This is a genomic window from Pseudomonas kurunegalensis (assembly GCF_030291635.1).
Classification (GTDB): Bacteria; Pseudomonadota; Gammaproteobacteria; order Pseudomonadales; family Pseudomonadaceae; genus Aquipseudomonas; species Aquipseudomonas monteilii.
In genome coordinates, this window is sequence record NZ_CP127871.1 from 1,637,118 (window position 1) to 1,662,265 (window position 25,148).

Sequence of the window (25,148 nt, forward strand, 5' to 3'; positions counted from 1 at the left end):
GCCGGGGGCTTTTTGCATTCTGGGCCTTTTGCGGCGAAAGGGCCGCAAAGCGGCCCTGGCAATCTAGAAGCTGACCGAGGCCGACAGCCGAGCCGTACGTGGCGCGCCCTGGAACAGGTAGTTGTCCCCCAGGTAATCCCCCACATCGCGCCAGTAGCGTTTGTCGAATACGTTATCCACGGTCAGCCGCAGCACGGTGTCATACCCGGCAATACGCGTGCGGTAGCGGCTGCCAAGGTCGAATACGGTGTACCCGCCAACCTCCACATTCCCCGCCTGGCTCGCATACTTGCTGGCGCTGTAGCGCGCCCCGCCCAGCAGCGCCAGCCCCGGCACCGGCAGCGTGTATTCCGCCTGCAGCGCCGCCCGGAACCTGGGCACGTTGATCGCCTGGTGGCCTTCATACTCATCAGTGCCGCTGTTCTGCACCCGCGCCCGAATGGCCGCAGCGCTGGCTTGCACCTGCAGGTTCCGGGTCACCCAGCCGCTGGCGCCCAGTTCCAGGCCAGTGTTTTTCTGCTGGCCTTGCTGCACGTAGGTGAAGGTGCCGGTGCCGTCCGGGCGTGCGTACTGGTACGCCTGGCGAATCTGGAACAGTGCGGCGCTTAGGCTCAGGCCTTGCCAGTCGTGCTTCAGGCCAAGTTCCAGCTGGTGCGAGGTAGTGGGTGCGAGGATTTCGAATTTGTTTTCAGCGAACCACGGTGCGGTACCGCCTGCGGACAGACCCTTGGAGTAGCTGGCATATACCGTGGTGTTCGGCTGCGGCTTATAGATAATCGCAGCATTGGGCAGCAACTCATACTGGCGGGTATGGCGACCGGCAACACCGTTTTCATCCCAGGTCTTTTCATCCAGGCGCACTTCGCAGGCGCCCAAAACGGTTTGCCATTGCTCGTTGAAGCTGATGCGATCGCTGACGAACAGGCCATACTGGCGGCTGTCCAGGCGGCGTTCGCTGGCGCCAATGGGTTTGTCGGAGGGCGGTTGGGCTGGGGAGCCTGTGTAGATATTTCCGGGGTGTTCCAGAAGTTCGTTGTAGTAGGTGCGTTGATCCAGCGTCCGACGTTGCGCGCTGGTGCCCACGGTCAACTCATGGCTGTTACCGGCAACGTCAAACCGTCCGTTGACCATCGCCTGAGCCTCATCGACGCGCCTGGTGTCGTCAGGGCTGCGGAAGTCATAGATGTCGTAGTCGCCTTCCGGGCTGAAATGAGACTGCCGGCCATCTTCGCTTCCCCAGGCAAACGCGCTGTAGTCGTCGATCACCACCTTGCTGCGCGAGGCACTCAAGGTGCCGGTCCAGGCCTCGTTGAAGCGGTACTCGAAGCGCCCGCCCAGGTTCAGCGAGTCGTTCTGCACCGGCTTGGCCCAGCTCTGGTGCGCCAGACGGTCATCCGGGTCGATGCCGTGGGGCACTTCGGTGCCGCCCAGTAATTGGTAACCCGGCACCGAGCGCTGTTCGCGGTGCTGGTATTCGGCATCCAGCTGCAGGGTGGCATCCGGGTTGATCTGCCAGTCGAACGCCAGCGAGGCGAAGTCGCGCTTGCCGTCGGCGTGGTCGACGTAGGCGCGGATGTCTTCATGGGCCAGGTTGGCGCGCAGGCCAAACTGCTTTTCGCTGCCGAACCAGCCGCCCAGGTCGGTGGCCAGGTAGCGTTCGCCTTGCTCGTTGGTCGATACCGTGACGCTGCGCACGTCTTCGGCACGTTTGGTCACGTAGTTGATCAGGCCGCCCGGCTCTGACACGCCGCTCTGCAGCCCTGACAGGCCCTTGAGCAATTCCACCTGCTGCTTGTTCTCCAGGGCCACGTTCTGCTCGCCGGCGATGGTCTGGCCATTGATGCGGTAGCTGCTGGCGGCATTCAGCTCGAAGCCGCGCACATTGAAGTTTTCGTAGTAGCCGATGGGGGCATAGCTTTCTCCAACCGAGGCGTCACTTTGCAGCACTTCGCTGAGCTTGCGCACCTGGCGGTCTTCCAGCAGTTGTTGGCTGAACACGCTGACCGAGGCGGGCGTATCGAGCAAGGGCGCGGGCTGAAAGCCACCCACCGCGGCCTGGCGTGCCTGGTAGCCATCGTTGGCATAGGTGTCGGACACCTGCAGCGGCGCCAGCACCACGCTTTCTTCAGCGAGCACATGGGGGCAATGCAGGGCCAGGCCCAGGCTGAGCAGGCTCAGGGGTAGGCGGGGGTGACGCGGTGGCATGCGGGGGCTCCGACCATGAAAAAGGCGGCATCTTAACAGCCGCCTTCTGCATAAAACGATCCGGGCCCCGCGATATTCAGTCCTGGTTGGCGGGCCGCTTGTGCTGCCGCCAACTGTCATCGATCTTTGACCAGGTTTTGCCGTCGGTTATCGCCATGAGCTTGCGCCCATCCTTGAAGGTGGCCAGGAAGGTGGCTTCTTCCTCCTTGCCGCCTAGCCACAGCCCGGCCAGCAACCCTACCGGGCCCGCCACCAGAGCGCCGGCCACACCCCAGCCCAGGGCGCTGCCCAGGCTGCGGCTTGATTCCAGGCTGGCCAGCCTGAGGTCGCTGATGCGCGCGAGTGAAATCCGCTCGCCCGGGGAGGGGCTGCGCGGGGTCTTGAGTGTGAGCGATCCGTTGCGATACTCGCCTTCACCTTGCAAGAAATCGCCGGATTGCACCGTGAGTCTTGTCATAAAGTCGTCCTGTCAGGGAAAGGGCATTGACCAGCGCCTACTGAGCGCTGCCCGGGCAGGCAAGTCAACGCCAATACGACGGAGGGTAGTGCGGTGCGATGTCGCCCCTGTGTCAATCAAGCGGCCTTTCGATTGGCCAGCCCCCACGCCAGCAACGCCAGCCCGCCTATCACCAGGCCTGCTACCACAATGCCCATCCAGCCCTGGTGCTGGAACAACTGTGTGCCCAGCAGCGACCCCAGCGCCCCGCCAATGAAGTAGCAGGTGATGTACCCGGCATTCAGCCGCGTGCGTGCCTCGGGCCGCAGGGCAATCACTGCGTTCTGGTTGCTCACGTGCACCAGTTGCACTGCCAGGTCGAGCATCAACACACCCAGCAGCAAGGCCAGCAGCGACTGCTGGGCAAACCCCAGCGGCACCCACGACAGCAGCAGTACGACCAGTCCCACGGTGGTACCCAGCGAGCCTTTGCCACGGTCGGCCAGTCGCCCGGCCCAGTTGGCCGACAGCGCACCCGCCGCACCGGCCAGACCGAACAGGCCGATCACGGCGTCCGAATAGTGGTAGGGGCCTTGTGCGAGCAGAAACGCCAACGGTGTCCAGAACAGTGCGAACAGGCTGAACGCCAGCAGCCCAAGCAGTGAGCGCAGGCGCAGCACGGGCTCTTCGAAGAACAGGCGGAACACCGAAGCGATCAGCGCCGGGTACTTCAGCCCGGCATGGCTGTGGTGCTGTGGCAAGCTGCGGTACAGCGCCAAGGCGGTAATCGCCATCAACACGGCGGCCAGCACATAGATGCTACGCCAGCCGCCCAGTTCGGCCATGAAGCCGGCTGCGGTGCGCGCCAGCAGGATGCCCAGCAGCAGGCCGCTCATCAGCGTGCCGACCGCCCGGCCGCGCTGATGTGGCTCGCTCAGGGTCGCGGCCATGGGGACCAGGATCTGCGCCACCACCGAGAACAGCCCGGTCAGCGCCGTGCCCAGGATCAGCCAGGGCAGGCTCGGCGCACAGGCACTGATGACCAGCCCGAGGGTGGAGATAACGGTCATCACGGTAATCAGCCGGCGCTGTTCGAACAGGTCACCCAGCGGCGCCAGCAGTAACAGGCCGGCGCCATAACTGAGCTGTGCAGCAATGACGATGCTGCCAGCACTGGCAGTGCTCAGGCCGAACTGCTGGGCGATGCTGTGCAGCAGCGGTTGGGCGTAGTAATTGCTGGCCACGGCCAGGCCGGTGGCGGTGGCCATCAGCAGGATCAGGGCGCGGCTGAGAGTGGGGGAGGTCATGCGTGGCTCGCGGCGGGCAGTAAAAGAGGGGGATTATCGGGAAGAGTCGGGCATGACATCAATGAATTGTGCAATGTAGAGGGGGCAGACAGGTTGAACCTGTACCGGCCCTTTCTTGGGTTTATCCGCGAAAGGGCCGGTACAGGCAAAGCATCAACTCAAGCTGCAAACCCACCGTCGATCGTCAAACTGGCCCCAGTGATATACCCAGCCTCCGGCCCCGCCAGGTAAGCCACAAAGCTGGCAATCTCATCCGCCTCGCCATACCGCCCAATCGCCATCAGCGGGATCAGGCTCTCGGCAAACTCGCCGCTGGCCGGGTTCATGTCGGTGTCCACCGGCCCTGGCTGCACGTTGTTCACGGTAATGCCTTGCGGCCCCAGGTCACGGGCCATGCCGCGGGTCAGGCCAACCAGCGCCGACTTGCTCATGGCATAGGGTGCGCCACCGGCAAACGGCATGCGCTCGGCGTTGGTGCTGCCGATGTTGATGATGCGCCCGCCCTGGCCCATGTAGCGTGCGGCAGCCTGGCTGGCGACGAACACGCTGCGTACATTCACCGCCAGCATGCGGTCGAAGTCGGCCAGGTCGAATTCGGTGACCGGGGCTACCGCCAGTACGCCGGCGTTGTTGACCAGGATATCCAGCCGGCCAAAGGCCTTCACGGCGTCATCCACCGCCAGCTGCACGGCTGCTGCATCGGCACTGTCGGCCCGCAGGGCCAGGGCCTTGCCGCCGTTTTCGGTAATTTCCCGGGCAAGTTCTTCTGCCGGGCCAGCAGAGCTGACATAGGTGAAGGCTACGTGTGCGCCTTCGCGGGCCAGGCGCCGCACGATGGCCGCACCAATGCCGCGGGAACCGCCCTGTACCAGGGCCACTTTGCCTTCGAGTGTAAGTTGCTTGGACATGCTGATCTCCTGCTGGAAGCCAGGCCGGAATGCCTTGGATGGGCGCAGTATCGGCGTTCGATTACCTGCTGATAAGATGGCAATCACTATCAGCAGAGTAAACCTTTGGTTGCCAATCATGGCCATGGAATCGTTCAACGCGTTGGAGTGCTTCATCCGCAGTGCCGAGGTCGGCAGCTTTGCCGAGGCTGCCAGGCGCCTGAGCATTACCCCGGCCGCTGTGGGCAAGCATGTGGCCCAGCTGGAAGCGCGCCTGGGGGTGCGGTTGTTCCAGCGTAGTACCCGCAAGCTGACCTTGACCGAAGCGGGGCAGCGTTTTCTTGGTGAGGTCAGTGACAGCTTCCGCACTATCCAGTACGCCGTGGCCAACCTGGCCAGTGCTGAAGGCCAGCCGGCCGGGCTGTTGCGGGTAAGTATGGGTACGGTGTTCGGGCGCTTGTACGTGTTGCCGTTGCTGAGTGAGTTTTTGCGCCGTTACCCGGCCATTACCCCGGACTGGCATTTCGACAACCGCCAGGTCGACTTGATTGGCCAAGGGTTCGATGCGGCGATTGGCGGTGGTTTTGAACTGCCGCCGGGGGTGGTGGCGCGCAAGCTGACCCCTGCGCACCGGGTACTGGTGGCGGCGCCGGTTTATCTGGATCGATATGCGCCAATCGAAGACCCACAGGTATTGCAACGGCACGACGGCATTCTGATTCGTTCACCGCAGACCGGGCGGGTGCGTTCGTGGCCGTTGACCAGCCGCTGGCAGGCACAGCAGCCGCTGCAATTGCGCCAGGCGATGACCATGAGCGACTCGGATGCGGCCTGTGCGGTAGCAGAGCAGGGGCTGGGGATTGCCTTGGTGAGCCTGCCGTTTGCCGTGCCCTACCTGCAGGGTGGGCGGCTGCGGCGGGTGTTGCCGGACTGGTATGTGGACGACGGGCACATCAGCCTGTATTTCGCCGAGCACAAGCTGTTGCCGGGCAAGACCCGGGCGTTTATCGATTTTGTGGTGGAGCAATTTGCCGAGCAGGGGTTGGCGGGGCGGTTCGATGCCTTGCAAGACCTTTAGATTTGTATTGCCTGTGCTGGCCCTTTCGCGGGTAAACCCGCGAAGAGGCCAGTTCAGACAACATCAACTATGAATAATGCCTGCGCCCCCAGGCTCACTTCATCATCAATCTTCTTGCCCATCAGTTGCTGTCCTAGCGGCGAGCGAGGCGTAATCACGGTTACCAAGTCATCCCCCTCACCAATCTTCAAGCCCGCCGCCTCAGGCCCGAGGAACAATCGGCGCTGTTCGCCCTTTTCATCCTCCAGCGTCACCAGGTTGCTCACCTGTACCCCACGCGCCGGGTCATAGTCGCGAAGCAGCAACTGCTGGTAGATCAGCAGCGCCTGGCGAATCTCCGCACTGCGCCGGGCCTGGCCGGTGGCCAGGTACGAGGCTTCCAGCCCCAGAGTGTCGTACTTGTTCTCGGCGATGTTCTCTTCGGCGGTGGCGGCCTCGTAGGCGGTTTGCGCCGCACGGGTCAGCACGTCCAGATCATGCGTGAGGATGGCGACGATCTGCGCCAGCAGGTGGGGCTTGTCCATGGTCAGTAACAGAACTCCAGCACATTGGCCTGGCTTTTGTCGGTGGGGGCGGTGCGGTTCTGCTGCAGCCAGAACTGGCACTTGGGGCTGTTGAGGTTGCGCGGGTTGCCTTGGGCAGCTTCGGCGGCCTGTTGCTGTTCCTGCTTGTGCAGGATGTCCTTGTAGCGGTCGAACATCTCGGCCTGGGCATCCGCTGGCGGGGCTGCTGCCGGCGCCGGTGCTGGCTGGTAGACGCTGGGGGGCAGGGCCTGGGCCAGCGGCTGTACCTGCTGCGGCCACACCAACAGGGCCAGCCAGACGCTCGCCACGATGGCCACCGCGCCCAGCCAAAGGCCAAAGGCAACGCACAGGATCAACGGCAACGGCTTGAGGGTGATTTTCAGTTCACGCTGGCGGGGCATGGCAGCCTCCTGGCAAGGTCGGTCGGGGTGCATTGTCGCATGCACTTGGGCATTTTTCCGCGCAGGTGCTTTTGTCGGCGACAATTTATGCGCAGAATCCGCGGTTTTTGCACCGGTACGGGAGGGGCGCATGAAAGCCACCTGGGACATCTTCTGCAGTGTCGTCGACAACTACGGCGATATTGGCGTGACTTGGCGCCTGGCCCGGCAGCTGGCGGCTGAGCATGGCCTGGCGGTGCGCCTGTGGGTGGATGACCTCAACGCCTTCACGCCCATGTGCCCCGGCGCCGATGCCACGGCTATGCAACAGTGGCAGCAGGGTGTGGACGTGCGCCAATGGCCGGCGGCCTGGTTGCCGGTGGATCCGGCTGATGTGGTGATCGGTGCATTCGCCTGCCAGTTGCCGGCGCCTTATGTAGAGGCCATGCGTGCCTGCGCCACGCCGCCGCTGTGGCTGAACCTGGAATACCTCAGTGCCGAGGACTGGGTGGAAGGCTGCCATGGCTTGCCGTCGCCGCAGCCCAACGGCCTGCGCAAGGTGTTTTTCTTCCCCGGCTTTACCGAGAAAACGGGTGGCCTGCTGCGCGAGGGCTCGCTGCTGGCGCGGCGTGACGCGTTCCAGCAGGAGGCAAGGCAGGCCTTCTTGCAGGGGCTTGGCGTAAACCCCGAAGCGGGGGCGTTGCTGGTTTCGCTGTTCGCCTACGAAAACCCGCAGTTGGGCAATTGGCTTGATGCCTTGGCCACAAGCGAGCAGCCTTGTCACCTGCTGGTGCCCCAGGGGCGCGTTGTCGCGGGGCTCAGCCAGTGGCTTGGCGAGGCGCCGCTACCCGTGGGCAGCCTGCGCAAACGAGGGGCACTGACGGTGCAGGTGCTGCCTTTCGTCAGCCAGGACGACTACGACCGGCTGCTGTGGAGCTGTGATTTCAACGCGGTGCGCGGCGAAGACTCGTTCGTGCGTGCGCAGTGGGCCGGGCAGCCGATGCTGTGGCACATCTACGTACAGGACGAAAATGCCCACTGGGAAAAGCTCGAAGCGTTTCTCGGGCATTATCGACGCGGCCTGTCAGAAGAAGCCGATGCCGCCCTGCTGGGCCTATGGCATGCCTGGAACATGGATTTCGACATGGGCCAGGCCTGGCGGGCGGCCCGTCAGCATTGGCCAGAACTGCAGCAGCATGCCCGCTTTTGGGCTGCGCAACAGGCCGCTCAGCCGGACCTTGCCACAGCGCTAGTACACTTTTGCCGAAATTCGCTATGATACGCGGCCTCGATTTTTATAAATCCATCCAGATTCGGATACTTCGTAATGAAAACTGGTAAAGAACTGAAACCCGGTACCGTCCTGCGGATCGACAACGACCCGTGGCTGGTTCAAAAAGCTGAGTTCACCAAGTCGGGCCGTAACAGCGCGATCATGAAGACCAAGCTGAAGAACCTGCTGACCGGCTACAAGACCGAAACCGTATACGGTGCGGACGACAAGCTGGACGACGTGATCCTGGATCGCAAAGAAGCGACCCTGTCGTTCATCAGCGGTGACTCGTACACCTTCATGGACACCACCGACTACACCATGTACGAACTGAACGCCGAAGACATCGACGCCGTTCTGCCGTACATCGAAGAAGGCATGGAAGACATCTGCGAAGCCGTGTTCTTCGAAGGCCGCCTGGTATCGGTTGAACTGCCGACCACCATCAGCCGTCAGGTTGTCTACACCGAGAACGCTGCTCGCGGCGACACCTCGGGCAAGGTCATGAAGCCTGCCAAACTGAAGAACGGTACCGAGATCCAGGTTGCCGACTTCATCCAGATCGACGAGTGGATCGACATCGACACTCGCGACAACAGCTTCAAAGGCCGCTCCAAGAAGTAATTCTTCTTGTGAAAAGCAAAAAACCCGGCCTTGGCCGGGTTTTTTTGTGCCTGTGATTTACACGGTCACGTGCAGGCGTACATCCACATTGCCGCGGGTGGCGTTGGAGTACGGGCACACCTTGTGCGCTTTTTCCACCAGCCCTTCGGCGTCGGCCTGGGCCAGGCCGGGCAGGTTGATGTGCAGGTCGATGTCCAGGCCGAAACCGCCCGGGATCTGGCCGATACCCACCTTGGCGGTGATCGATGCATCGGCCGGCAGGGCTTTTTTCTCTTGCCCGGCTACAAATTTGAGGGCGCCAATGAAGCAGGCCGAGTAACCGGCGGCGAACATCTGCTCGGGGTTGGTGCCGTCACCGCCGGCGCCGCCCAGTTCTTTGGGGGTGCTCAGGCTGACGACCAGCTTGCCGTCGCTGGACTTGGATTTGCCGTCGCGCCCACCGGTGGAGGTAGCTTCTGCGATGTACAGCGGAGTGACCTTTTGCATCTTGAGCCTCGCTAATGTGCTGTGCGCTTCCTGTTCGGGGGAGGGCGCGGGTTGGTGTGGGATTTAAATTAGCGCGCAATTAGTTAGTGCGCAAGATAAATCGTCACCGCTCATCCGAACGGCCATTGCACAGCATAGCTTTCAGAGGTTTTTCTGCAGGTTCTCGCGCAGGTTCAGCAGGTCGGCCTGCAGTTGTTGCAGCTGCGCCAGGCTGTACCCACTGGCCTTGAGGATGCACTGAGGCACCTCTTTGGCCTGCTGCTGCAAGGCGCGGCCCTTGTCGGTCAGTTGCACCATCACTACCCGTTCGTCCTCGCGGCTGCGGTTGCGTTGCAACAGGCCTTCGCTTTCAAGGCGCTTGAGCAGCGGGGTCAGCGAGCCGGGGTCGGTGAGCAGGTGCTGGCTGATTTCGCCCACGGTCAGGCCGTCGCGCTCCCACAGCACGAGCATGGCCAGGTACTGTGGGTAGGTCAGGCCCAAGGCCTGCAGCAGCGGTTTGTAGACCTTGGTCATCAGCAACGAGGTGGAGTGCAGGGCAAAGCAGACCTGGTTGTCCAGCAGCAGCTCGTCACAGGAGGCTTGGGTGTCGGCGTTCATGCAGGTCCTTGAAGGCAATAATGGGGAATTCTGGCTCGCTGATCATTAGTGCGCGCATTACTCGCGCAGTTCACTGCGCAAGGCCAGGTCCCAGGGTGGAACCGGGCTGAAGCGGCTCTTGAGGAATTCGAGCAGCAAACGGCTGCGAGAGTTCGTTTTGTGTTCCAGGCGTAGCGCATAAATACCGCTGGTTTCGGCTTCGGGCAGGCCGCCATCGCAAAACAACGGCACCAGTTCGCCGCGCAAAAGGTATTCGCTGATCAGCCAGGTGGGCAGGTGGGCAACACCCAGGCCGGCGAGGGCGCCGAACAGCAGGGTTTCGGCATTGTTGGCGGCCATGCGCATGCGCGCCGGGCGATACAGGCGGGTTTGCCCGGCTACGTTGAAGCGCCAGGCGAACGGCGGTGCCAGGCCGTCCCAGTCCAGGCCGTCGTGCCCGGGCAGTTCGCTGGGGCAGGTAGGGATGCCTCGGCTGGCCAGATAAGCCGGGCTGGCGCAAGCGATACGTACCATGTAGGCCAGCGGCGTAGCGACCAGGCGGGTGTCGGCCAGGGGGCCGGCGCGCAGTACCAGGTCGACCTCGCCCAGGTGGCTGCCATGCAGGTCGACGAAGCTGTCGATCAGGCGCAGTTGCACGTCCAGGCCTGGGTAGGCCACCAGGAAGTCGGCGATGGCCGGGGCCAGGTGGCGGCGGCCGAACGCGGCGGGGGCGTCGATGCGGATCAGCCCTTCCGGGGCGTTGCTCAGCGATACCGCCTCGGCCCGGGCCAGGCGCAGCTCCTCGATGATGCGCCTGGCCCGCTCGGCAAACGCATTGCCCGCAGGGGTGGCACGCACGGCGTGGGTGCTGCGGGTGAACAGGCGACTGCCGACGGCGGTTTCCAGGTTGTCGATGCGTCGGGCCACCGCAGACGGGGTCAGCGGATGGCGGCGGGCGGCGGCTGAAAAACTGCCGGTCTCCAGCACATCGAGGAACAGGCTCAGCTGGTCGGTGAGGGCATCGGGGCTCATGGTTGCCTTGCTTTTGCGAAATGCGCACAGCCATTGTGCGCTGCTGTGCGTTTCCCTGCCAGCCCGCAATCGTTAGCATGCTCGCAATATCTGTACAGGCGGACGAGGCCCTGATGATCGAGTGGTTGTTGTATATCGTGCTGGGCGCTGCCCTGGGCACCATGGGGGGGCTGTTCGGCATTGGCGGCGGGCTGATCGCCATTCCGGCGCTGGGCGTGCTGTTCGGCCTGGACCAGCAACTGGCGCAGGGCACGGCGCTGGTGATGGTGGTGCCGAACGTGTTGCTGGCGCTGTGGCGGTATCACCAGCGCAACCGCATCGAACTGCGCCATGCCGTGCCGCTGTCGGCGTGCAGCTTCCTGTTTGCCTGGCTGGGGTCGATCTGGGCAGTGGGGCTGGATGCGCATTCCATGCGCCTGGGTTTTGTCGGCTTTCTGGTAGCGCTGGCGGTGTGGAACGTGGCACGGATGTTCATGAAAGTGTCGCCGCCGAGTGCCGAGCTGCGCTATGCCTGGCCGTGGCTGGGCGTGCTGGGCAGTTTTGCCGGCACCATGGGCGGCTTGTTCGGGGTGGGTGGGGCCGTGGTGGCTACGCCAATCCTGACCAGTGTGTTTGGCACCACCCAGGTGGTGGCGCAGGGGTTGTCGCTGGCGTTGGCGGCGCCGAGCACCTTGGTCACGCTGGTGACCTATGGCGTGCACCACAGTGTTGATTGGGGCGTGGGGGTTCCACTGGCGGTGGGCGGTTTGCTCAGTATCAGCTGGGGGGTGAAGTTGGCCCATGCGCTGCCCGAGAAGGTATTGCGGGCGATGTTCTGTGTGTTTTTGGTGGTGTGTGCGGTGATGCTCGGGTTTGAACTTTGAGATTGTGGGGCCGCAAAGCGGCCCCGCATTACTTGAACCCTTCGACGATGTAATCGGCCATGCAGTCGGTGATGGGTGACTGGGTCTGGGTGTTGCGCAACAGCATCACATTGGCCATGGGCAACTGCGGCAGCCCGTCCTGTTCGCCCAGGATGCGGATGTTCCCGCCAATCAGGCTCTGCAATTGCGCCGTCACCGCCAAGCCTGCCGTGACAATGGCAAAGATCGCCGCCAGGCTGGGGCTGGTATAGGCAATGCGGTAGTCGATGCCCTGTGCTTCCAGTGCATTGCACGTCCAGGCCCGGCAGAAGCAGTCGGTATTGAACAGTGCCACAGGCATCGGCCGCTGCTCTTGCGGGCAAAAGCCTTCGGCGGCGGCCCACACCAGGCGTTCCTGGCGCAACAACTGGCCAACCTCGTTGCCCGGCTCGCGCGTGACGATGGTCAGGTCCAGGTCCTGGCGCAGCATCAGCTGTTTGGACGAGTCGCAATGCACTTCTACCTGCACCAGAGGGTAAGCCTGGGCAAAGCTCGACAGAATAGTCGGCAGGAAGCGCATGGCGTAATCGTCTGGCGTGCCGATACGCACCAGCCCGACCATGTGCGGCATGCGCAAGGTATTGAACACCTCGCCATGCAGCTTGAGGATGCGCCGGGCATAGCCCAACAACACCTGGCCTTCGGCGGTGAGCCTGACCTGGCGGCCGTCACGCTCGAACAGCTGGCGCTGCAGAATGTCTTCTTCCAGGCGTTTCATCTGCATGCTCACCGCCGACTGGGTGCGGTTGACCACTTCGCCAGCGCGCGTGAAACCGCCTTGCTCGGCGATGGCGACGAAGGTGCGCAGCACGTCCGCATCGAGGCTCTGGTACTGGGACATTGCATCAATCTCCGAGATGCATGGCATCAGAAACATTCGTTGGATTGATCTTAAGCCCGGCGCGAGACTGAGGCCATCCAACACGGAGGGCTTCACGATGAAAGGTCATGTCAGCAGCATCCAGCAACCTGCCTTCTCCCTGAACCACCTGTGGCATGCGGCCCTGCAGCGGCCGGTGCGCTGGCTGGAGTTGTACCGCCAGCGGCGAGAACTGGCCCGCCTCAGTGATGCCACCTTGCATGACTTGGGCTTGAGCCGGGCGGATATCCAGCAAGAGGCCGAGCGGCATTTTTGGGATGATCCGTTGAGGAAATGAGTTTGGGCAGAGGTGGCTGGCTTTGGTTTTTCAGCGCCTGTGAGATCGAGCGCCGCCCGCGCGGCGCTTCGCGGGGCAAGCCCGCTCCCACATTTGTTGCAACGTGGCCATGCCTGTGAAAGAGGTGTTGTCAGCCTTGGCGCAAGGCTTGAGGCAAGTGGGGCGGCAGCAATGCCAACTCAAAAGTCCAGCCAGCCCAACAAGGCTGGCAACTATGGCCTGACAGGTTCGGCACGTTGCAACAAATGTGGGAGCGGGCTTGCCCCGCGAAGCGCCGCGCGGGCGGCGCTCGATCTCACAGGCGGTACAACCCCCCAAGGCATGCGCCCCGCCTCACCGCCGTACTTGCTTCAACGTCTCGGCAATCAAAAACGCCAGCTCCAGCGACTGATCGGCATTCATCCGTGGGTCACAATGGGTGTGATACCGGTCAGACAACGCATCTTCAGTGATCGGCCGAGCGCCGCCGATGCATTCGGTGACATTCTGCCCGGTCATCTCGATATGAATGCCGCCAGCATGGCTGCCTTCGGCCTGGTGCACCTGGAAGAACTGCTTCACTTCATCCAGGATCTGCGCAAAGTCGCGGGTCTTGTAGCCGGTGCTGGCCTTGATGGTATTGCCGTGCATCGGGTCCGAGCTCCACAGCACCTTTCGCCCCTCGCGTTCGACGGTGCGGATCAGCCCCGGCAGGTGGTCGCCAACCTTGCTCGCACCCATGCGCACGATCAGGTTCAGGCGCCCGGGGTCGTTGGCCGGGTTGAGCGTGTCGATCAGGCGGATCAGCTCTTCAGGGTTCATGCTGGGGCCGACCTTGACCCCGATCGGGTTGTGCACCCCACGCAGGAACTCCACATGGGCACCGTCCAGTTGGCGGGTGCGGTCGCCGATCCACAGCATGTGCGCCGAGCAGTCGTAGTAGTCGCCGGTCAGGCTGTCCTGGCGCACGAAGGCTTCTTCATAGTTCAGCAGCAGTGCTTCGTGGGCAGTGAAGAAGCTGGTTTCACGCAGTTGCGGCGCGCTGTCCAGGCCACAGGCGCGCATGAACGCCAGGGTTTCGTCGATGCGGTTGGCCAGCTGGTGGTACTTGTCGGCCAGCGCCGAGTTGGCAATGAAGTCCAGGTTCCACTTGTGCACCTGGTGCAGGTCGGCAAAGCCGCCCTGGGCAAAGGCGCGCAGCAGGTTGAGGCTGGCGGTGGCCTGGTGGTAGGCCTGCAGCAGGCGATCCGGGTCGGGGATGCGGCTTTTGGCATCGAAACCGATGCCGTTGACGATGTCGCCACGGTAGGCGGGCAGGGTGATGTCGCCGATGGTTTCATCGCCCGAGGAACGTGGCTTGGCAAACTGGCCGGCCATGCGGCCCACCTTGACCACCGGGCAGCCGGCGGCAAAGGTCATCACGATCGCCATTTGCAGCAGCACTTTGAAGGTGTCGCGGATTTTTGCCGCCGAGAACTCGGCGAAGCTCTCGGCGCAGTCGCCACCCTGCAGCAGGAAGGCGCGCCCTTCGGTCACCTCGGCAAACTGGCGGCGCAGCTCGCGTGCCTCGCCCGCGAACACCAGCGGCGGGTAGCTGGCCAGGGTTTGTTCAACCTTCAGCAAGTGCGCGGCGTCGGGGTAGGTCGGTTGCTGCTGGATCGGCAGGGCGCGCCAGCTGTCAGGGCTCCACGGTTGGTTCATCTCGGGCTCGGTCTTGTCGGTTGTAGGCTATGGGCCATGGTAACAGTTGGCGCTGCGCTTGTTGCATTGAGGGTGTTGACGGACAATGCGCGTTTTTGCGCGGGCGGGTGGTAAGCATGACGGCGGAACGGGAAGAGCGGCTACTGGCACGGGTAGAGGACGCGTTTGGCGTCATCAGCGTGTACGAAGTAGACGACTACCGCTTTCTGGAATTCGGCGATGCCATCGAGCAAAGCTGTGTGTTCACGGCCGACCCGAGTTGGCTGGAGTACGACTACACCCGCGCCATGCTGGTGGGGGCGCTGTGCCACGAGCAGCCCGAGAGTGCGCTGTTTCTTGGTCTGGGTGCCGGCACGCTGACCCAGGCCTGCATGAAGTTCCTGCCGCTGGAAGACATCGAAGCCATCGAGTTGCGCCCGGACGTGCCACGCCTGGCCATGGAGTACCTGGGGCTGGATGACGACCCACGGCTGTATGTGCGCATCGGCGATGCTCTGGCGTTGCTGCCCACGGCGGAGAAGGCCGACCTGCTGTTCGTCGACCTGTACACCGACCACGGGCCGGGCGTGGGGCACCTGGCGTGGAACTTCCTGGAGAACTGCCAGCAGCAGCTGAACCCCGGCGGTTGGCTGGTGATCAACCAGTGGGCCACCGATGATGGCAAACCGCTGGGGGCGGCGTTGCTGCGTGGGTTGTACCACCGGCATTACTGGGAGCTGCCGGTGAAGGAGGGCAATGTGATCTTGCTGGTGCCGGCTGATCTGGAACAATCGCTGGACCTGGAAGGGTTGCGGGCGCGTGCCGAAGCGCTGGCACCGCGGTTGGGGTATAGCCTTGAGGGGTTGATCCGCGAGATTCGGCCGGCTACCTGACCGCGTCACTCGTCAGGGAAATAACGATTCAGCTCCAGGTAACTGATGGCCCGACGATGGCCTTTCACTGCGAAAATATTCCTCACGTCCCCGCACGATTTCGGGTATAGTACGCGCCGGTCTTTTAGCGGACCTCAAAATCAGGTGGTGCAAATCCTCCGAGTCCAGCTTCGGCTGCACGTCCGCTAGGCGGACCTTCCCACGTTTTCTTTTTCAATCGTTTTCGCAAATCCCCGCCGCCAAAGCTGCCTGGGTGACCTGACGGTCTTTCAAGGCATGTGCAGCTTTGGAGCATGGGTCTTTGCGGATGCACCTAGAGGCAGACCCATGACCCAGGAAACCGGCGGCTTCGCCGCTCTCGATCTTAATCCGAATATTGTTGCTGCCGTTCTGGCGACCGGCTACGAAGAGCCGTCCGCCATTCAGCAACAATCGATCCCGATCATCCTCGCCGGTCATGACATGATCGGCCAGGCGCAGACGGGCACCGGCAAGACCGCTGCCTTCGCCCTGCCGATCCTCAACAAGATCGATGTGAGCAAGCGCGAACCGCAAGCCCTGATCCTGGCGCCAACCCGTGAGTTGGCGCTGCAAGTTGCTACCGCTTTCGAAACTTACGCCAAGCAGATGCCAGGCGTGAACGTGGTTGCCGTGTACGGTGGTGCCCCGATGGGCCCACAGCTGCGTGCAATCCGCAACGGCGCGCAAATCGTGGTGGCCACCCCGGGCCGCCTGTGCGACCACCTGCGTCGTGACGAAAAAGTCCTGTCGACCGTGCAGTACCTGGTACTGGACGAAGCCGACGAGATGCTGAAGCTGGGCTTCATGGACGACCTCGAAGTGATCTTCGACGCAATCCCGGCTACCCGTCAGACCGTGCTGTTCTCCGCAACCCTGCCTTCGTCGATCCGTTCGATCGCCGAGCGCCACCTGCGTGAACCCAAGCACGTCAAGATCCAGAGCAAGACCCAGACCGTTACCGCGATCGAGCAGGCCCACCTGATGGTCCACGCCGACCAGAAGATCCCGGCTGTGCTGCGTCTGCTGGAAGTGGAAGAGTTCGACGCACTGATCGCCTTCGTGCGCACCAAGCAAGCCACCCTGGACCTGGCCGCCGCGCTGGAAGCCAAGGGCTACAAGGCTGCCGCGCTGAACGGCGACATCGCCCAGAACCAGCGTGAGCGCGTGATCGACTCGCTCAAGGATGGCCGCCTGGACATCGTCGTCGCCACCGACGTCGCAGCTCGTGGTCTGGACGTACCGCGCATCACTCACGTGTTCAACGTTGACATGCCGTACGACCCGGAGTCCTACGTACACCGTATCGGCCGTACCGGCCGTGCCGGTCGCGATGGCCGTGCGCTGCTGCTGGTCACCCCGCGTGAGCGCCGCATGCTGCAGGTGATCGAGCGTGTGACCGGTCAGAAGGTAGCGGAAGCCCGCCTGCCGAATGCCCAGGCCGTGCTGGATGCCCGCATCAAGAAGCTGACTTCGAGCCTGGCGCCGCTGGTAGCCGAAGCCGAAGCCACCCACGGCGACCTGTTCGACCGCCTGACCACCGACCTGGGTTGCAGTGCCCGTGCCCTGGCTTCGGCCCTGCTGCGCAAGGCCACCAATGGCCAGGCGCTGGACCTGGCAGCGGTAGAGCGTGAGCAACCGCTGGTGCCTAGCTTTGCCCCGCGTGGCGAGCGTACCGAGCGCGGTGAGCGTGGCGAGCGCCCAGACCGTGGCGACCGTGAGCGCCGTGCGCCGATGCCGCTGGCCGAAGGCCGTGTGCGTTGCCGTACTGCCCTGGGTGCCCGTGACGGCATCGCTGCCAAGAACCTGCTGGGTGCGATCCTCAACGAAGGTGGCCTGGCCCGTGACGCCATCGGTCGTATCCAGGTGCGCGACAGCTTCAGCCTGGTCGAGCTGCCGGAAGATGGCCTGGAGAAGCTGCTGTCCAAGCTCAAGGACACCCGCGTGGCTGGCAAGCAGCTGAAGCTGCGTCGCTACCGCGAGGATTGATCCTGGCGCAATGAAAAAATCCCCGGCCTAGGCTGGGGATTTTTTTGCCTGTGGGATTTTGGGGCTGCTTTGCAGCCCATCGCGACACAAGGCCGCTCCTACAGGGGTACGCGATCCATTGTAGGAGCGGCCTCGTGTCGCGAAAGGGGCGCAAAGCGCCCCCGGCTATCGTCAGTCGAACCGATAAATGTCCATCCCCAAAGCTCCCAAGGTAAACCCTTGGTGCACCACCCCAAACTTGTCCCCAGCCCCAAGGGCAAAGAACAGCGGCAGCAAATGCTCATCACTGGGATGGTTACGCACCGCATACGGCGCCTGCTGCCGGTAATCCAGCAGCGCCGCCTGGTCATCCGCCTGCAACCGCTCCACCACCCAGTCCCTGAACGCCAGCGCCCAGGGCTCGATCACATCCGGCCCGGCGTGCCAGTCCAGCTCGCCCAGGTTATGGGTGATGCTGCCCGAGCCAATCAGCAGAATACCTTCACGGCGCAGCCCCGCCAGCGCCTGGCCCACCTTCACCTGCAGCACCGGCCCCATGCGGCTGGGCAGCGATACCTGCACCACCGGAATGCTCGCATCCGGGTACATCAGCGACAGCGGCACCCAGGCGCCGTGGTCGAACGGCCGTTGCGCATCCAGCCGGGCCGGCAGGCCGGCGTTCGTGAGCCGTTCGCTTACCTTGGCAGCCAGCGCAGGCTCGCCCGGCGCTGGGTACTGCACGGCGTACAACGCCGGCGGGAAGCCGTAGAAGTCATGCCAGGTTTCGGGTTGCGCGCTGCTGGTCACCAGCAGTTCAGGGCTTTCCCAGTGCGCCGACACCACCACGATGGCCTTCGGCCTTGGCAGGCTGTTGGCCAGCCCGGCCAGGGCCGGCCCGCTGGCACCGGGGTGCAGGGCGAGCATGGGGGAACCATGGGAGATGAACAGGCTGGGCAGCATGGCGAGGTCCTGAAGGTTAAGATGCACTCATCTTCGATCAGAAACTGATCGATATCCATCGCAAGTTTTACGCGTTTTCTATCGGTTTACTCGATAAGTAAGGAGCAACCATGGAGCCAGCGTTCTGGCACAAACGGTGGGCCGACAACCAGATCGGCTTTCACCAGGGGCAGGTCAATCCTTACCTGCAAGCGCACTGGCCAGCACTGGGCCTGGCGCCAGGCAGCCGCGTGCTGGTGCCGCTGTGCGGCAAAAGCCTGGACCTGGCCTGGCTGGCGGGGCAGGGGTATCGCGTGTTGGGCGTGGAATTGTCGCGGCGGGCGGTGGAGGGCTTCTTCCGTGAGCATGGGCTTGAGCCCGAGGTGCGTCAGCAAGGCGCATTCGAGGTATGGCGCCAGGGTGACGTCGAACTGTGGTGTGGCGATTTCTTCGCGTTGAGCGCGCAGGACATTGGCGACTGCGTGGGGCTTTATGATCGGGCGGCGCTGATTGCGCTGCCGCCGCAGATGCGTGCGAAGTACATGCAGGCTTTGTCTGCATCGCTGCCGGTGAGCTGTCGGGGGCTGCTGGTGACGCTGGATTATGACCAGACGCTGCTGGACGGGCCGCCGTTTTCGGTGGGGGATGAAGAGGTGCGGCAGGGCTTTGCCAAGTGGCAGGTGGATGAGCTGGAAGTTGTAGAGATTATTCAGGAAAGCCCGAAGTTTTCGCAGGCCGGGGCTACCAGCCTGTTGGAGCGGGTGTATCGGGTCCGCCGGTGATACAAACATGAAAAAGGGCGACCGAAGTCGCCCTTTCTGTATTGCCAAGTGGATCAACCGCGACGGCGCAGAGCCTCGATACGGTCTTCCAGTGGCGGGTGGCTCATCAGCAGCCCGGCCAGGCCGTGCTTCAGGCCGCCGTTGATGCCGAAGGCCTTCATGGTGTCAGGCATGTGCACCGGCAGGCCTTGCTCCACGCGCAGGCGCTGCAGGGCGCCGATCATGGCGGAAGTACCGGCCAGCTGCGCACCGGCTTCGTCGGCGCGGTATTCGCGACGGCGCGAGAACCACATCACGATCATGCTGGCCAGGATGCCCAGGATCAGCTCGGCAACGATGGTCGCCACGTAGTAGGCAATGCCCTGGCCTTCTTCGTTCTTGAAAATGACCTTGTCGACGAAGTTGCCGATGATGCGGGCGAAGAACATCACGAAGGTGTTCACCACGCCCTGCACCAGCGCCAGGGTGACCATGTCGCCGTTGGCCACGTGGCCGATTTCATGGGCCAGCACCGCACGCACTTCATCGGGCGAGAAACGCTCCAGCAGGCCTTGGGACACGGCCACCAGCGCGTCGTTGCGGTTCCAGCCAGTGGCGAAGGCGTTGGCCTCGTACGCCGGGAAGATACCCACCTCGGGCATTTTGATACCGGCCTCACGGGACAGCTCTTCGACCGTTTGCAGCAGCCACTGCTCGTGGCGGGTGCGCGGCTGGCTGATGATCTGGGTGCCGGTGGTCATCTTCGCCATCCACTTGGAGATGAACAGCGAGACCAGGGAGCCAGCAAAGCCGAACACGGCGCAGAACACCAGCAGGCTGCTGAGGTTCAGGTCGACCCCGTTGGCCGCCATGAACCCGTTGAAACCGAACAGGCTCAGGGTAATGCTTGCAACCAGCACCACCGCGAGGTTGGTGGCCACAAACAACAGAATGCGCATCATGGTTGTTACGTTCTCCTGACGGATGAATTGTCGCTTACTGCGGGGTATATAAGGGGCCTGCCGCGCCGATTCAATCGGGCGACTATTTCAAACTGTGTACGGCGGAGTATGGCAGAGGATGGCGCGGGGGCTGTGGGATAGAGCGTTGCAGGATGTAAGAAAGAACGCATGCCTTGAGATTTGTGGTGACGGTGAGATCGAGCGCCGCCCGCGCGGCGCATCGCGAGCAAGCTCGCTCCTACATCTGTTTCGGGCCAGTATCGCCTGTGACAGGCGCGCGAGACCGCCTTGTTTGTACGACGCGATACCGAGCCATGCGCCAAAGCGTACGCGCGCAAATCCCACAGGAAAAATTGGCCCGAAACAAATGTAGGAGCGAGCTTGCTCGCGATGCGCCGCGCGGGCGGCGCTCAATCTACGCGCCACCACAAAACCCCAGCCGAACCCTACTGCGAATAAGTCCGCAGGAAATTACCGATCCGGCCAATCGCCGCTTCCAGGTCATCCACCCGCGGCAAGGTCACCACGCGGAAGTGGTCCGGCCACGGCCAGTTGAACGCCGTACCCTGCACGATCAGCAGCTTTTCCGACAGCAGCAGGTCAAGCGCGAACTTCTCGTCGTTGAGAATCGGGCACACTTTCGGGTCGATACGCGGGAACGCATACAGCGCACCCATCGGCTTCACGCAGCTCACGCCCGGGATGTCGTTGAGCAGTTCATAGGTGCGGTTGCGCTGCTCCAGCAAACGGCCTGGCGGCAGCACCAGGTCGTTGATGCTCTGGTAACCGCCCAGCGCGGTCTGGATGGCATGCTGGGCCGGCACGTTGGCGCACAGGCGCATGTTGGCCAGCATGTCGATGCCTTCGATGTAGCTTTGCGCGTGGTGCTTGGGCCCGGAGATGATCAGCCAGCCGGAACGGAAGCCCGCCACCCGGTACGACTTGGACAGGCCGTTGAAGGTCAGGCACAGCAGGTCGGGGGCCAGCGAGGCGGTGCTGATGTGCACGGCTTCGTCGTACAGGATCTTGTCGTAGATCTCGTCGGAGAACACCACCAGGTTGTGCTGGCGGGCCAGCTCCAGCATGCCCTGCAGCAGCGCTTTGGAGTACACCGCGCCGGTCGGGTTGTTCGGGTTGATGATCACCAGGGCCTTGGTGTTCGGGGTGATCTTGGCCTTGATGTCTTCAAGGTCGGGGAACCAGTCGGCCTGCTCGTCGCACAGGTAGTGCACCGGCTTGCCGCCGGCCAGGCTCACGGCGGCGGTCCACAGCGGGTAGTCGGGTGCCGGGATCAGCACTTCGTCGCCGTTGTTCAGCAGCGCCTGCATCGACATGACGATCAGCTCGGACACGCCGTTACCGAGGTAGATGTCCTCGATGGTGACGCCTTCGATTTCCTTTTGCTGGCAGTACTGCATCACCGCCTTGCGCGCGCTGAACAGGCCCTTGGAGTCGCTGTAGCCTTGCGCGGTGGGCAGGTTGCGGATGACATCCTGAAGGATTTCATCCGGCGCCTCGAAGCCAAACGGCGCCGGGTTGCCGATGTTCAGCTTGAGGATGCGGTGGCCTTCCTCTTCCAGGCGTTTGGCGTGCTTGAGCACTGGGCCGCGAATGTCGTAGCAGACATTGGCGAGCTTGTTCGATTTGCTGAACTGCATGATGGGATCCCGATATGAGAAAACACGCCACCCACGCCGAAAGGTTTGAAACGGCAGGAAGCGGGTGCCAGACTGAACGCCTGGCACACGAAGCCAACTAATATACGTGCCACCCGCGCCCCGGAAAAGACGGTGCGGGGTGAAATTCAGCCTGCCGAGGTTCCTGCATGAAAAAGATCGAAAAAACCCTGGATGAATGGCGGTCGATGCTCGACCCCGAGCAGTACCAGGTATGCCGTCTCAAGGGCACCGAGCGGCCGTTCAGCGGCAAGTACAACAGCGAGCGCCGCGATGGCATCTACCATTGCATCTGCTGCGGCCTGGCGTTGTTCGATGCGCAGACCAAGTTCGATTCCGGCTGCGGCTGGCCAAGCTTTTACGCGCCGATCGAGGACAGCGCGATGATCGAGATCCGTGACACCTCCCACGGCATGATCCGCACCGAAGTTACCTGTGCCCGCTGCGACGCGCACCTGGGCCATGTGTTCCCCGACGGCCCGCCACCAACCGGCCTGCGCTACTGCATCAACTCGGTGTGCATCGACTTGCGCCCACGCGACTGACCGGAGCCCGACCATGGCTGGATCGATGCTGGACATCCCCTGCGTAACCCTAGGCGGCGAGCACAAGAAGCTTGGCGACTTCCCGGGCAAAGCGCTGCTGGTGGTCAATACCGCCAGCCAGTGCGGCTTTACCCCGCAGTACAAGGGCCTTGAGCAGCTGTGGCAGGCCTACCGCGCGCGCGGCCTGGTGGTGCTGGGCTTTCCCTGCAACCAGTTCGGCAAGCAGGAACCAGGCGATGCACGGGACATTGCGCAGTTCTGCGAGCGCAACTTCGGCGTGAGCTTTCCGCTGTTTCGCAAGATCGAGGTCAACGGCCCGGGCGCTCACCCGCTGTTCGTCGAGCTCAAACAACGCGCCCCGGGCATTCTGGGTAGCCAGAAGATCAAGTGGAACTTCACCAAGTTTCTGGTCGACCCGGCCAGCGGCCAGGTCACGCGTTACGCGCCCACCACCAAGCCGCAGGCCCTGGAAGCGGACATCGAGCGTTTGCTCAGCCGTTGAAGGGTACCCAGTGGTCGACCAGGGCCAGTAGCTCTTCGCGGCGGAACGGCTTGGCCAGGTAGTCGCTCATGCCCGCCGCCCGGCAGCGTTCGCGCTCTTCGGGCATGGCGTTGGCGGTGAGCGCAACGATAGGCAGGTGTGGCCAGCGCCCGCTCTGGCGGATGCGCCGGCTGGCCTCATAGCCGTCCATGACCGGCATGTTGCAGTCCATCAGTACCAGGTCGAATTCATCCTGCTCCAGCAACTCCAGGGCCTCGGCGCCCTGGGTGGCCAGCTGCACCTGGCAGCCGAGCTTGGCCAGCATGCCTCTGGCCACGAGCTGATTCACCGGGTTGTCTTCTACCAGCAAAATCCGCGCTCGCCCTTGCTCCAGGCTAATGGCCGGGGTGGCCAGTGGGTGCTCGGGCTCATGGCCTTGCAAGGTGCGGCGCAGCGTCTGGTACAAGGCGTTACGTGCCAAAGGCCGGGCCAGTTGATGCAAGGGTGCCAAGGCCAGCGACTGCTCGTTGGGCAGGAAGTTGCCGTAGGCGGTTACCAGCAGAATCGGCGTTTTCAGTGCCGGGCGCAGTTCGAACAGGTGGTCCACGTCGTCGGTGATCAGCAGGTCGATCGCTGTGGTGTCCAGCGTGGCGCTGCTGTCATGGCGCTGGTAGGCCAGGCCCCAGGCGGGCAGCAGGTTCTGCAACAGCTCGTTAAGCCCGCTACCGGCTGCACTTAGCGCGGCCACCCGACCATGCAGCGGTGTCGGCGGGATGGCTTCGGTGTGCACCGGCAGTGGCAGCTCGGCCGTGAAGCAGCTGCCGAAGCCCGGCTCGGAGCGAATGTGCAGGTGGCCTTGCATGGCCTTGCACAGGTTGCGTGTCAGCGCCAGGCCCAGGCCGGTGCCACCGTACTGGCGGGTGATGCCGGCACCGGCCTGGGTGAACGGCTGGAAGATCCGCACCTGGGCCTCTTCGGGAATGCCAATGCCGGTATCGCGTACCTCCAGGCGCACGCCGCCGACGATCGTCACCAGGCGTATGTCGACACGGCCGAAGCGGGTGAACTTGAGCGCGTTGGATAGCAGGTTGCTGACGATCTGCCGTACCCGCGTGGGGTCGCCGAGCACGCTGCTGGGGAAGTCGCGGGCGATCAGGCAGGTCAGCTCTACGCTTTGCGCGGTGTTCTGCGACAGCAGGTTGGCGGTGTCTTCCACCATCGAGCCCATGTCGAACGCAATGCGCTCCAGTTCCAGCTGGCCGGCATCGAACTTGGACAGGTCGAGGATATCGTTCAGCAGTTCCACCAGCACCTTGCCCGAGTCGTGGGCAATCGCCAGTTGCTGGCGTTGCTCGCTGGGCAACGGGTTGTCCAGCGCCAGGGCGATCATGCCGAGCATGCCGTTGAGCGGGGTGCGGATTTCGTGGCTCATGTTGGCCAGGAAGGCGGCGCGCGCCTGGGCCATGTCCAGCGCGCGGCTGCGGGCCTGTTCCAGCTCCTGGTTGGACAGGCTCAGGCTGCTGTTGCTGGCTTTCAGCTCGTTGGTGCGTGCCGAGACGATGTCTTCCAGCTCGTTCAGGTACTGGGTCAGGCGGTTTTCCGCGGTGCGCCGTTGTTCGATCTCGGTGGCCATGCTGACGAACTGCTGGTTGGCGACCTTCACCAGCACGCCGATTTCGTCGTGTTCGTGCCCATGTGGGCATTCAAGGCGGGTTTGCCGGGGTTTGCGCGGGTCGCTGCCGCTGAGTGCGCCGATCACCGTCACCAGTGGCTTGGTCAGCATCATGTAGAACAACGCCAGCAGGATGCCGGTCAGCACCAGGCTGCGGGCAAAGCCGTTGAGCAGGGTGATGCCGGCGCGGTCGAGGAAGCGGCTGCCGAAGGCGTAGGTGTCGACGTCCAGGTACAGGGTGCCGAGGTATTCCTCGGGCATGTGGGTGAGGTACAGGCGTTCCTTGAACTGGCGCTGTTCGCCGAACAGAAAGTCGCTCAGTGGCCGGTAGCGGTCCTCCAGCCTGGGCCGCTCGACGTCGGCCAGCACCGTTTCGTTGTTGTCGATCAGCCGCGCGCGGATGATGGCGGGCGACTGCAGCAGGCCACGGGTCAGCTCCAGCGCCAGTTCTGCGTCGATGTTGTAGGCGATGCGCGAGGCCGGGTTGTGGCTGATTTGCAGCAACGCGCGCACTTCGCGGTTGATGGACGCGTCTTCGCTGGCATAATCGATGCCGATCTGGATGAGACTGAGCAATGTTCCCAGGATGAAGCCGACCAGGACTGTCAACCGGGCTTGCTTGTATGACAGGCGATTGGTGAACTTGATATCCATGAGTCCCGAGCCGGTTTCACGTCCCTTGCGCTGCGCAAGCATAGCCGAATAGC

Annotated in this window: 25 protein-coding genes; 10 read left to right on the plus strand and 15 right to left on the minus strand. The window is 63.2% G+C overall.

What is annotated here, in order from left to right:
- Positions 1-63: 63 nt before the first annotated feature.
- The 4 genes from QQ992_RS07385 to QQ992_RS07400 all read right to left on the minus strand — a co-directional run bounded on the left by QQ992_RS07385 (position 64) and on the right by QQ992_RS07400 (position 4,856).
- Positions 64-2,205 (minus strand): TonB-dependent siderophore receptor, encoded by a 2,142-nt coding sequence (locus QQ992_RS07385; protein ID WP_286112817.1) that lies wholly within the window; start codon positions 2,203-2,205, stop codon positions 64-66.
- Between the two features lie 76 nt (positions 2,206-2,281).
- Positions 2,282-2,662 (minus strand): hypothetical protein, encoded by a 381-nt coding sequence (locus QQ992_RS07390; protein ID WP_060498703.1) that lies wholly within the window; start codon positions 2,660-2,662, stop codon positions 2,282-2,284.
- 116 nt (positions 2,663-2,778) lie between these two features.
- A complete protein-coding gene (locus tag QQ992_RS07395) occupies positions 2,779-3,948 on the minus strand; it encodes an MFS transporter (protein WP_119370912.1) in 1,170 nt (389 codons plus the stop codon).
- Positions 3,949-4,106: 158 nt separating this feature from the next.
- On the minus strand, positions 4,107-4,856 hold the full coding sequence (locus tag QQ992_RS07400) for a 3-oxoacyl-ACP reductase family protein (protein WP_286112819.1): 750 nt from the start codon (positions 4,854-4,856) through the stop codon (positions 4,107-4,109).
- Positions 4,857-4,974: 118 nt separating this feature from the next.
- Here QQ992_RS07400 and QQ992_RS07405 point away from each other — a divergent pair, with 118 nt between their 5' ends.
- Complete coding sequence (locus QQ992_RS07405; protein ID WP_286112820.1) at positions 4,975-5,913, plus strand: LysR family transcriptional regulator; 939 nt, start codon at positions 4,975-4,977, stop codon at positions 5,911-5,913.
- Positions 5,914-5,966: 53 nt separating this feature from the next.
- On the opposite strand, the gene QQ992_RS07410 is transcribed toward QQ992_RS07405, so the two are convergent.
- Both QQ992_RS07410 and QQ992_RS07415 read right to left on the minus strand, forming a co-directional pair.
- Positions 5,967-6,437 (minus strand): GreA/GreB family elongation factor, encoded by a 471-nt coding sequence (locus QQ992_RS07410; protein WP_286112822.1) that lies wholly within the window; start codon positions 6,435-6,437, stop codon positions 5,967-5,969.
- 2 nt (positions 6,438-6,439) lie between these two features.
- Positions 6,440-6,838 carry a hypothetical protein gene (locus QQ992_RS07415; protein WP_119370909.1) on the minus strand — a complete coding sequence of 133 codons (399 nt, stop codon included), beginning with the start codon at positions 6,836-6,838 and terminating at the stop codon, positions 6,440-6,442.
- Between the two features lie 130 nt (positions 6,839-6,968).
- Between QQ992_RS07415 and earP the strand changes: the two genes are divergently transcribed.
- The gene (earP, locus tag QQ992_RS07420; RefSeq protein ID WP_286112824.1) at positions 6,969-8,096 is read left to right on the plus strand and encodes an elongation factor P maturation arginine rhamnosyltransferase EarP; all 1,128 of its coding nucleotides are present in this window, start codon (positions 6,969-6,971) and stop codon (positions 8,094-8,096) included.
- Between the two features lie 48 nt (positions 8,097-8,144).
- On the plus strand, positions 8,145-8,714 hold the full coding sequence (efp, locus tag QQ992_RS07425) for an elongation factor P (protein WP_012271109.1): 570 nt from the start codon (positions 8,145-8,147) through the stop codon (positions 8,712-8,714).
- A 57-nt stretch (positions 8,715-8,771) separates the two neighbouring features.
- Here efp and QQ992_RS07430 read toward each other — a convergent pair whose 3' ends face one another.
- From QQ992_RS07430 to QQ992_RS07440, 3 genes are all read right to left on the minus strand, one after another.
- Positions 8,772-9,200, minus strand: a complete 429-nt coding sequence (locus QQ992_RS07430; protein WP_012271110.1) for an organic hydroperoxide resistance protein — start codon at positions 9,198-9,200, stop codon at positions 8,772-8,774.
- 141 nt (positions 9,201-9,341) lie between these two features.
- Positions 9,342-9,797 (minus strand): MarR family winged helix-turn-helix transcriptional regulator, encoded by a 456-nt coding sequence (locus QQ992_RS07435; protein WP_016715092.1) that lies wholly within the window; start codon positions 9,795-9,797, stop codon positions 9,342-9,344.
- Between the two features lie 57 nt (positions 9,798-9,854).
- Complete coding sequence (locus QQ992_RS07440) at positions 9,855-10,808, minus strand: LysR family transcriptional regulator (protein WP_105945392.1); 954 nt, start codon at positions 10,806-10,808, stop codon at positions 9,855-9,857.
- Between the two features lie 113 nt (positions 10,809-10,921).
- Here QQ992_RS07440 and QQ992_RS07445 point away from each other — a divergent pair, with 113 nt between their 5' ends.
- Entirely contained in the window at positions 10,922-11,671 is a 750-nt protein-coding gene (locus QQ992_RS07445) for a sulfite exporter TauE/SafE family protein (RefSeq protein WP_286113908.1), read from the plus strand.
- Positions 11,672-11,699: 28 nt separating this feature from the next.
- Here QQ992_RS07445 and QQ992_RS07450 read toward each other — a convergent pair whose 3' ends face one another.
- On the minus strand, positions 11,700-12,551 hold the full coding sequence (locus QQ992_RS07450; protein WP_025754764.1) for a LysR substrate-binding domain-containing protein: 852 nt from the start codon (positions 12,549-12,551) through the stop codon (positions 11,700-11,702).
- 97 nt (positions 12,552-12,648) lie between these two features.
- Here QQ992_RS07450 and QQ992_RS07455 point away from each other — a divergent pair, with 97 nt between their 5' ends.
- Complete coding sequence (locus QQ992_RS07455) at positions 12,649-12,867, plus strand: DUF1127 domain-containing protein (RefSeq protein WP_286112829.1); 219 nt, start codon at positions 12,649-12,651, stop codon at positions 12,865-12,867.
- A 333-nt stretch (positions 12,868-13,200) separates the two neighbouring features.
- Here the strand turns inward: QQ992_RS07455 and QQ992_RS07460 are convergent, their stop codons facing one another.
- Complete coding sequence (locus tag QQ992_RS07460; protein WP_016715096.1) at positions 13,201-14,547, minus strand: class II 3-deoxy-7-phosphoheptulonate synthase; 1,347 nt, start codon at positions 14,545-14,547, stop codon at positions 13,201-13,203.
- Between the two features lie 116 nt (positions 14,548-14,663).
- Here QQ992_RS07460 and QQ992_RS07465 point away from each other — a divergent pair, with 116 nt between their 5' ends.
- The gene (locus tag QQ992_RS07465; RefSeq protein ID WP_119370905.1) at positions 14,664-15,419 is read left to right on the plus strand and encodes a spermidine synthase; all 756 of its coding nucleotides are present in this window, start codon (positions 14,664-14,666) and stop codon (positions 15,417-15,419) included.
- A gap of 327 nt (positions 15,420-15,746) precedes the next feature.
- Positions 15,747-17,426, plus strand: a complete 1,680-nt coding sequence (locus tag QQ992_RS07470) for a DEAD/DEAH box helicase (protein WP_016715098.1) — start codon at positions 15,747-15,749, stop codon at positions 17,424-17,426.
- A 171-nt stretch (positions 17,427-17,597) separates the two neighbouring features.
- Here the strand turns inward: QQ992_RS07470 and QQ992_RS07475 are convergent, their stop codons facing one another.
- Complete coding sequence (locus tag QQ992_RS07475) at positions 17,598-18,365, minus strand: DODA-type extradiol aromatic ring-opening family dioxygenase (protein WP_286112830.1); 768 nt, start codon at positions 18,363-18,365, stop codon at positions 17,598-17,600.
- Positions 18,366-18,475: 110 nt separating this feature from the next.
- On the opposite strand from QQ992_RS07475, the gene QQ992_RS07480 reads away from it, so the two are divergent.
- Positions 18,476-19,126: a thiopurine S-methyltransferase gene (locus tag QQ992_RS07480; protein ID WP_286112831.1), complete on the plus strand. Its 651-nt coding sequence runs from the start codon at positions 18,476-18,478 to the stop codon at positions 19,124-19,126.
- Positions 19,127-19,179: 53 nt separating this feature from the next.
- On the opposite strand, the gene htpX is transcribed toward QQ992_RS07480, so the two are convergent.
- Together htpX and QQ992_RS07490 are read right to left on the minus strand one after the other, a co-directional pair.
- Positions 19,180-20,067, minus strand: a complete 888-nt coding sequence (htpX, locus tag QQ992_RS07485; protein WP_016500929.1) for a protease HtpX — start codon at positions 20,065-20,067, stop codon at positions 19,180-19,182.
- Positions 20,068-20,513: 446 nt separating this feature from the next.
- Positions 20,514-21,725, minus strand: a complete 1,212-nt coding sequence (locus QQ992_RS07490) for a pyridoxal phosphate-dependent aminotransferase (protein ID WP_019099440.1) — start codon at positions 21,723-21,725, stop codon at positions 20,514-20,516.
- Positions 21,726-21,892: 167 nt separating this feature from the next.
- On the opposite strand from QQ992_RS07490, the gene msrB reads away from it, so the two are divergent.
- Both msrB and QQ992_RS07500 read left to right on the plus strand, forming a co-directional pair.
- A complete protein-coding gene (gene msrB / locus QQ992_RS07495; RefSeq protein ID WP_016715103.1) occupies positions 21,893-22,288 on the plus strand; it encodes a peptide-methionine (R)-S-oxide reductase MsrB in 396 nt (131 codons plus the stop codon).
- Between the two features lie 13 nt (positions 22,289-22,301).
- Complete coding sequence (locus QQ992_RS07500) at positions 22,302-22,790, plus strand: glutathione peroxidase (RefSeq protein WP_060498722.1); 489 nt, start codon at positions 22,302-22,304, stop codon at positions 22,788-22,790.
- Here the strand turns inward: QQ992_RS07500 and QQ992_RS07505 are convergent.
- Positions 22,780-25,137 carry a hybrid sensor histidine kinase/response regulator gene (locus QQ992_RS07505; protein WP_286112833.1) on the minus strand — a complete coding sequence of 786 codons (2,358 nt, stop codon included), beginning with the start codon at positions 25,135-25,137 and terminating at the stop codon, positions 22,780-22,782. The two genes, QQ992_RS07500 and QQ992_RS07505, sit on opposite strands and share 11 nt — an antisense overlap.
- Positions 25,138-25,148 lie beyond the last annotated feature (11 nt).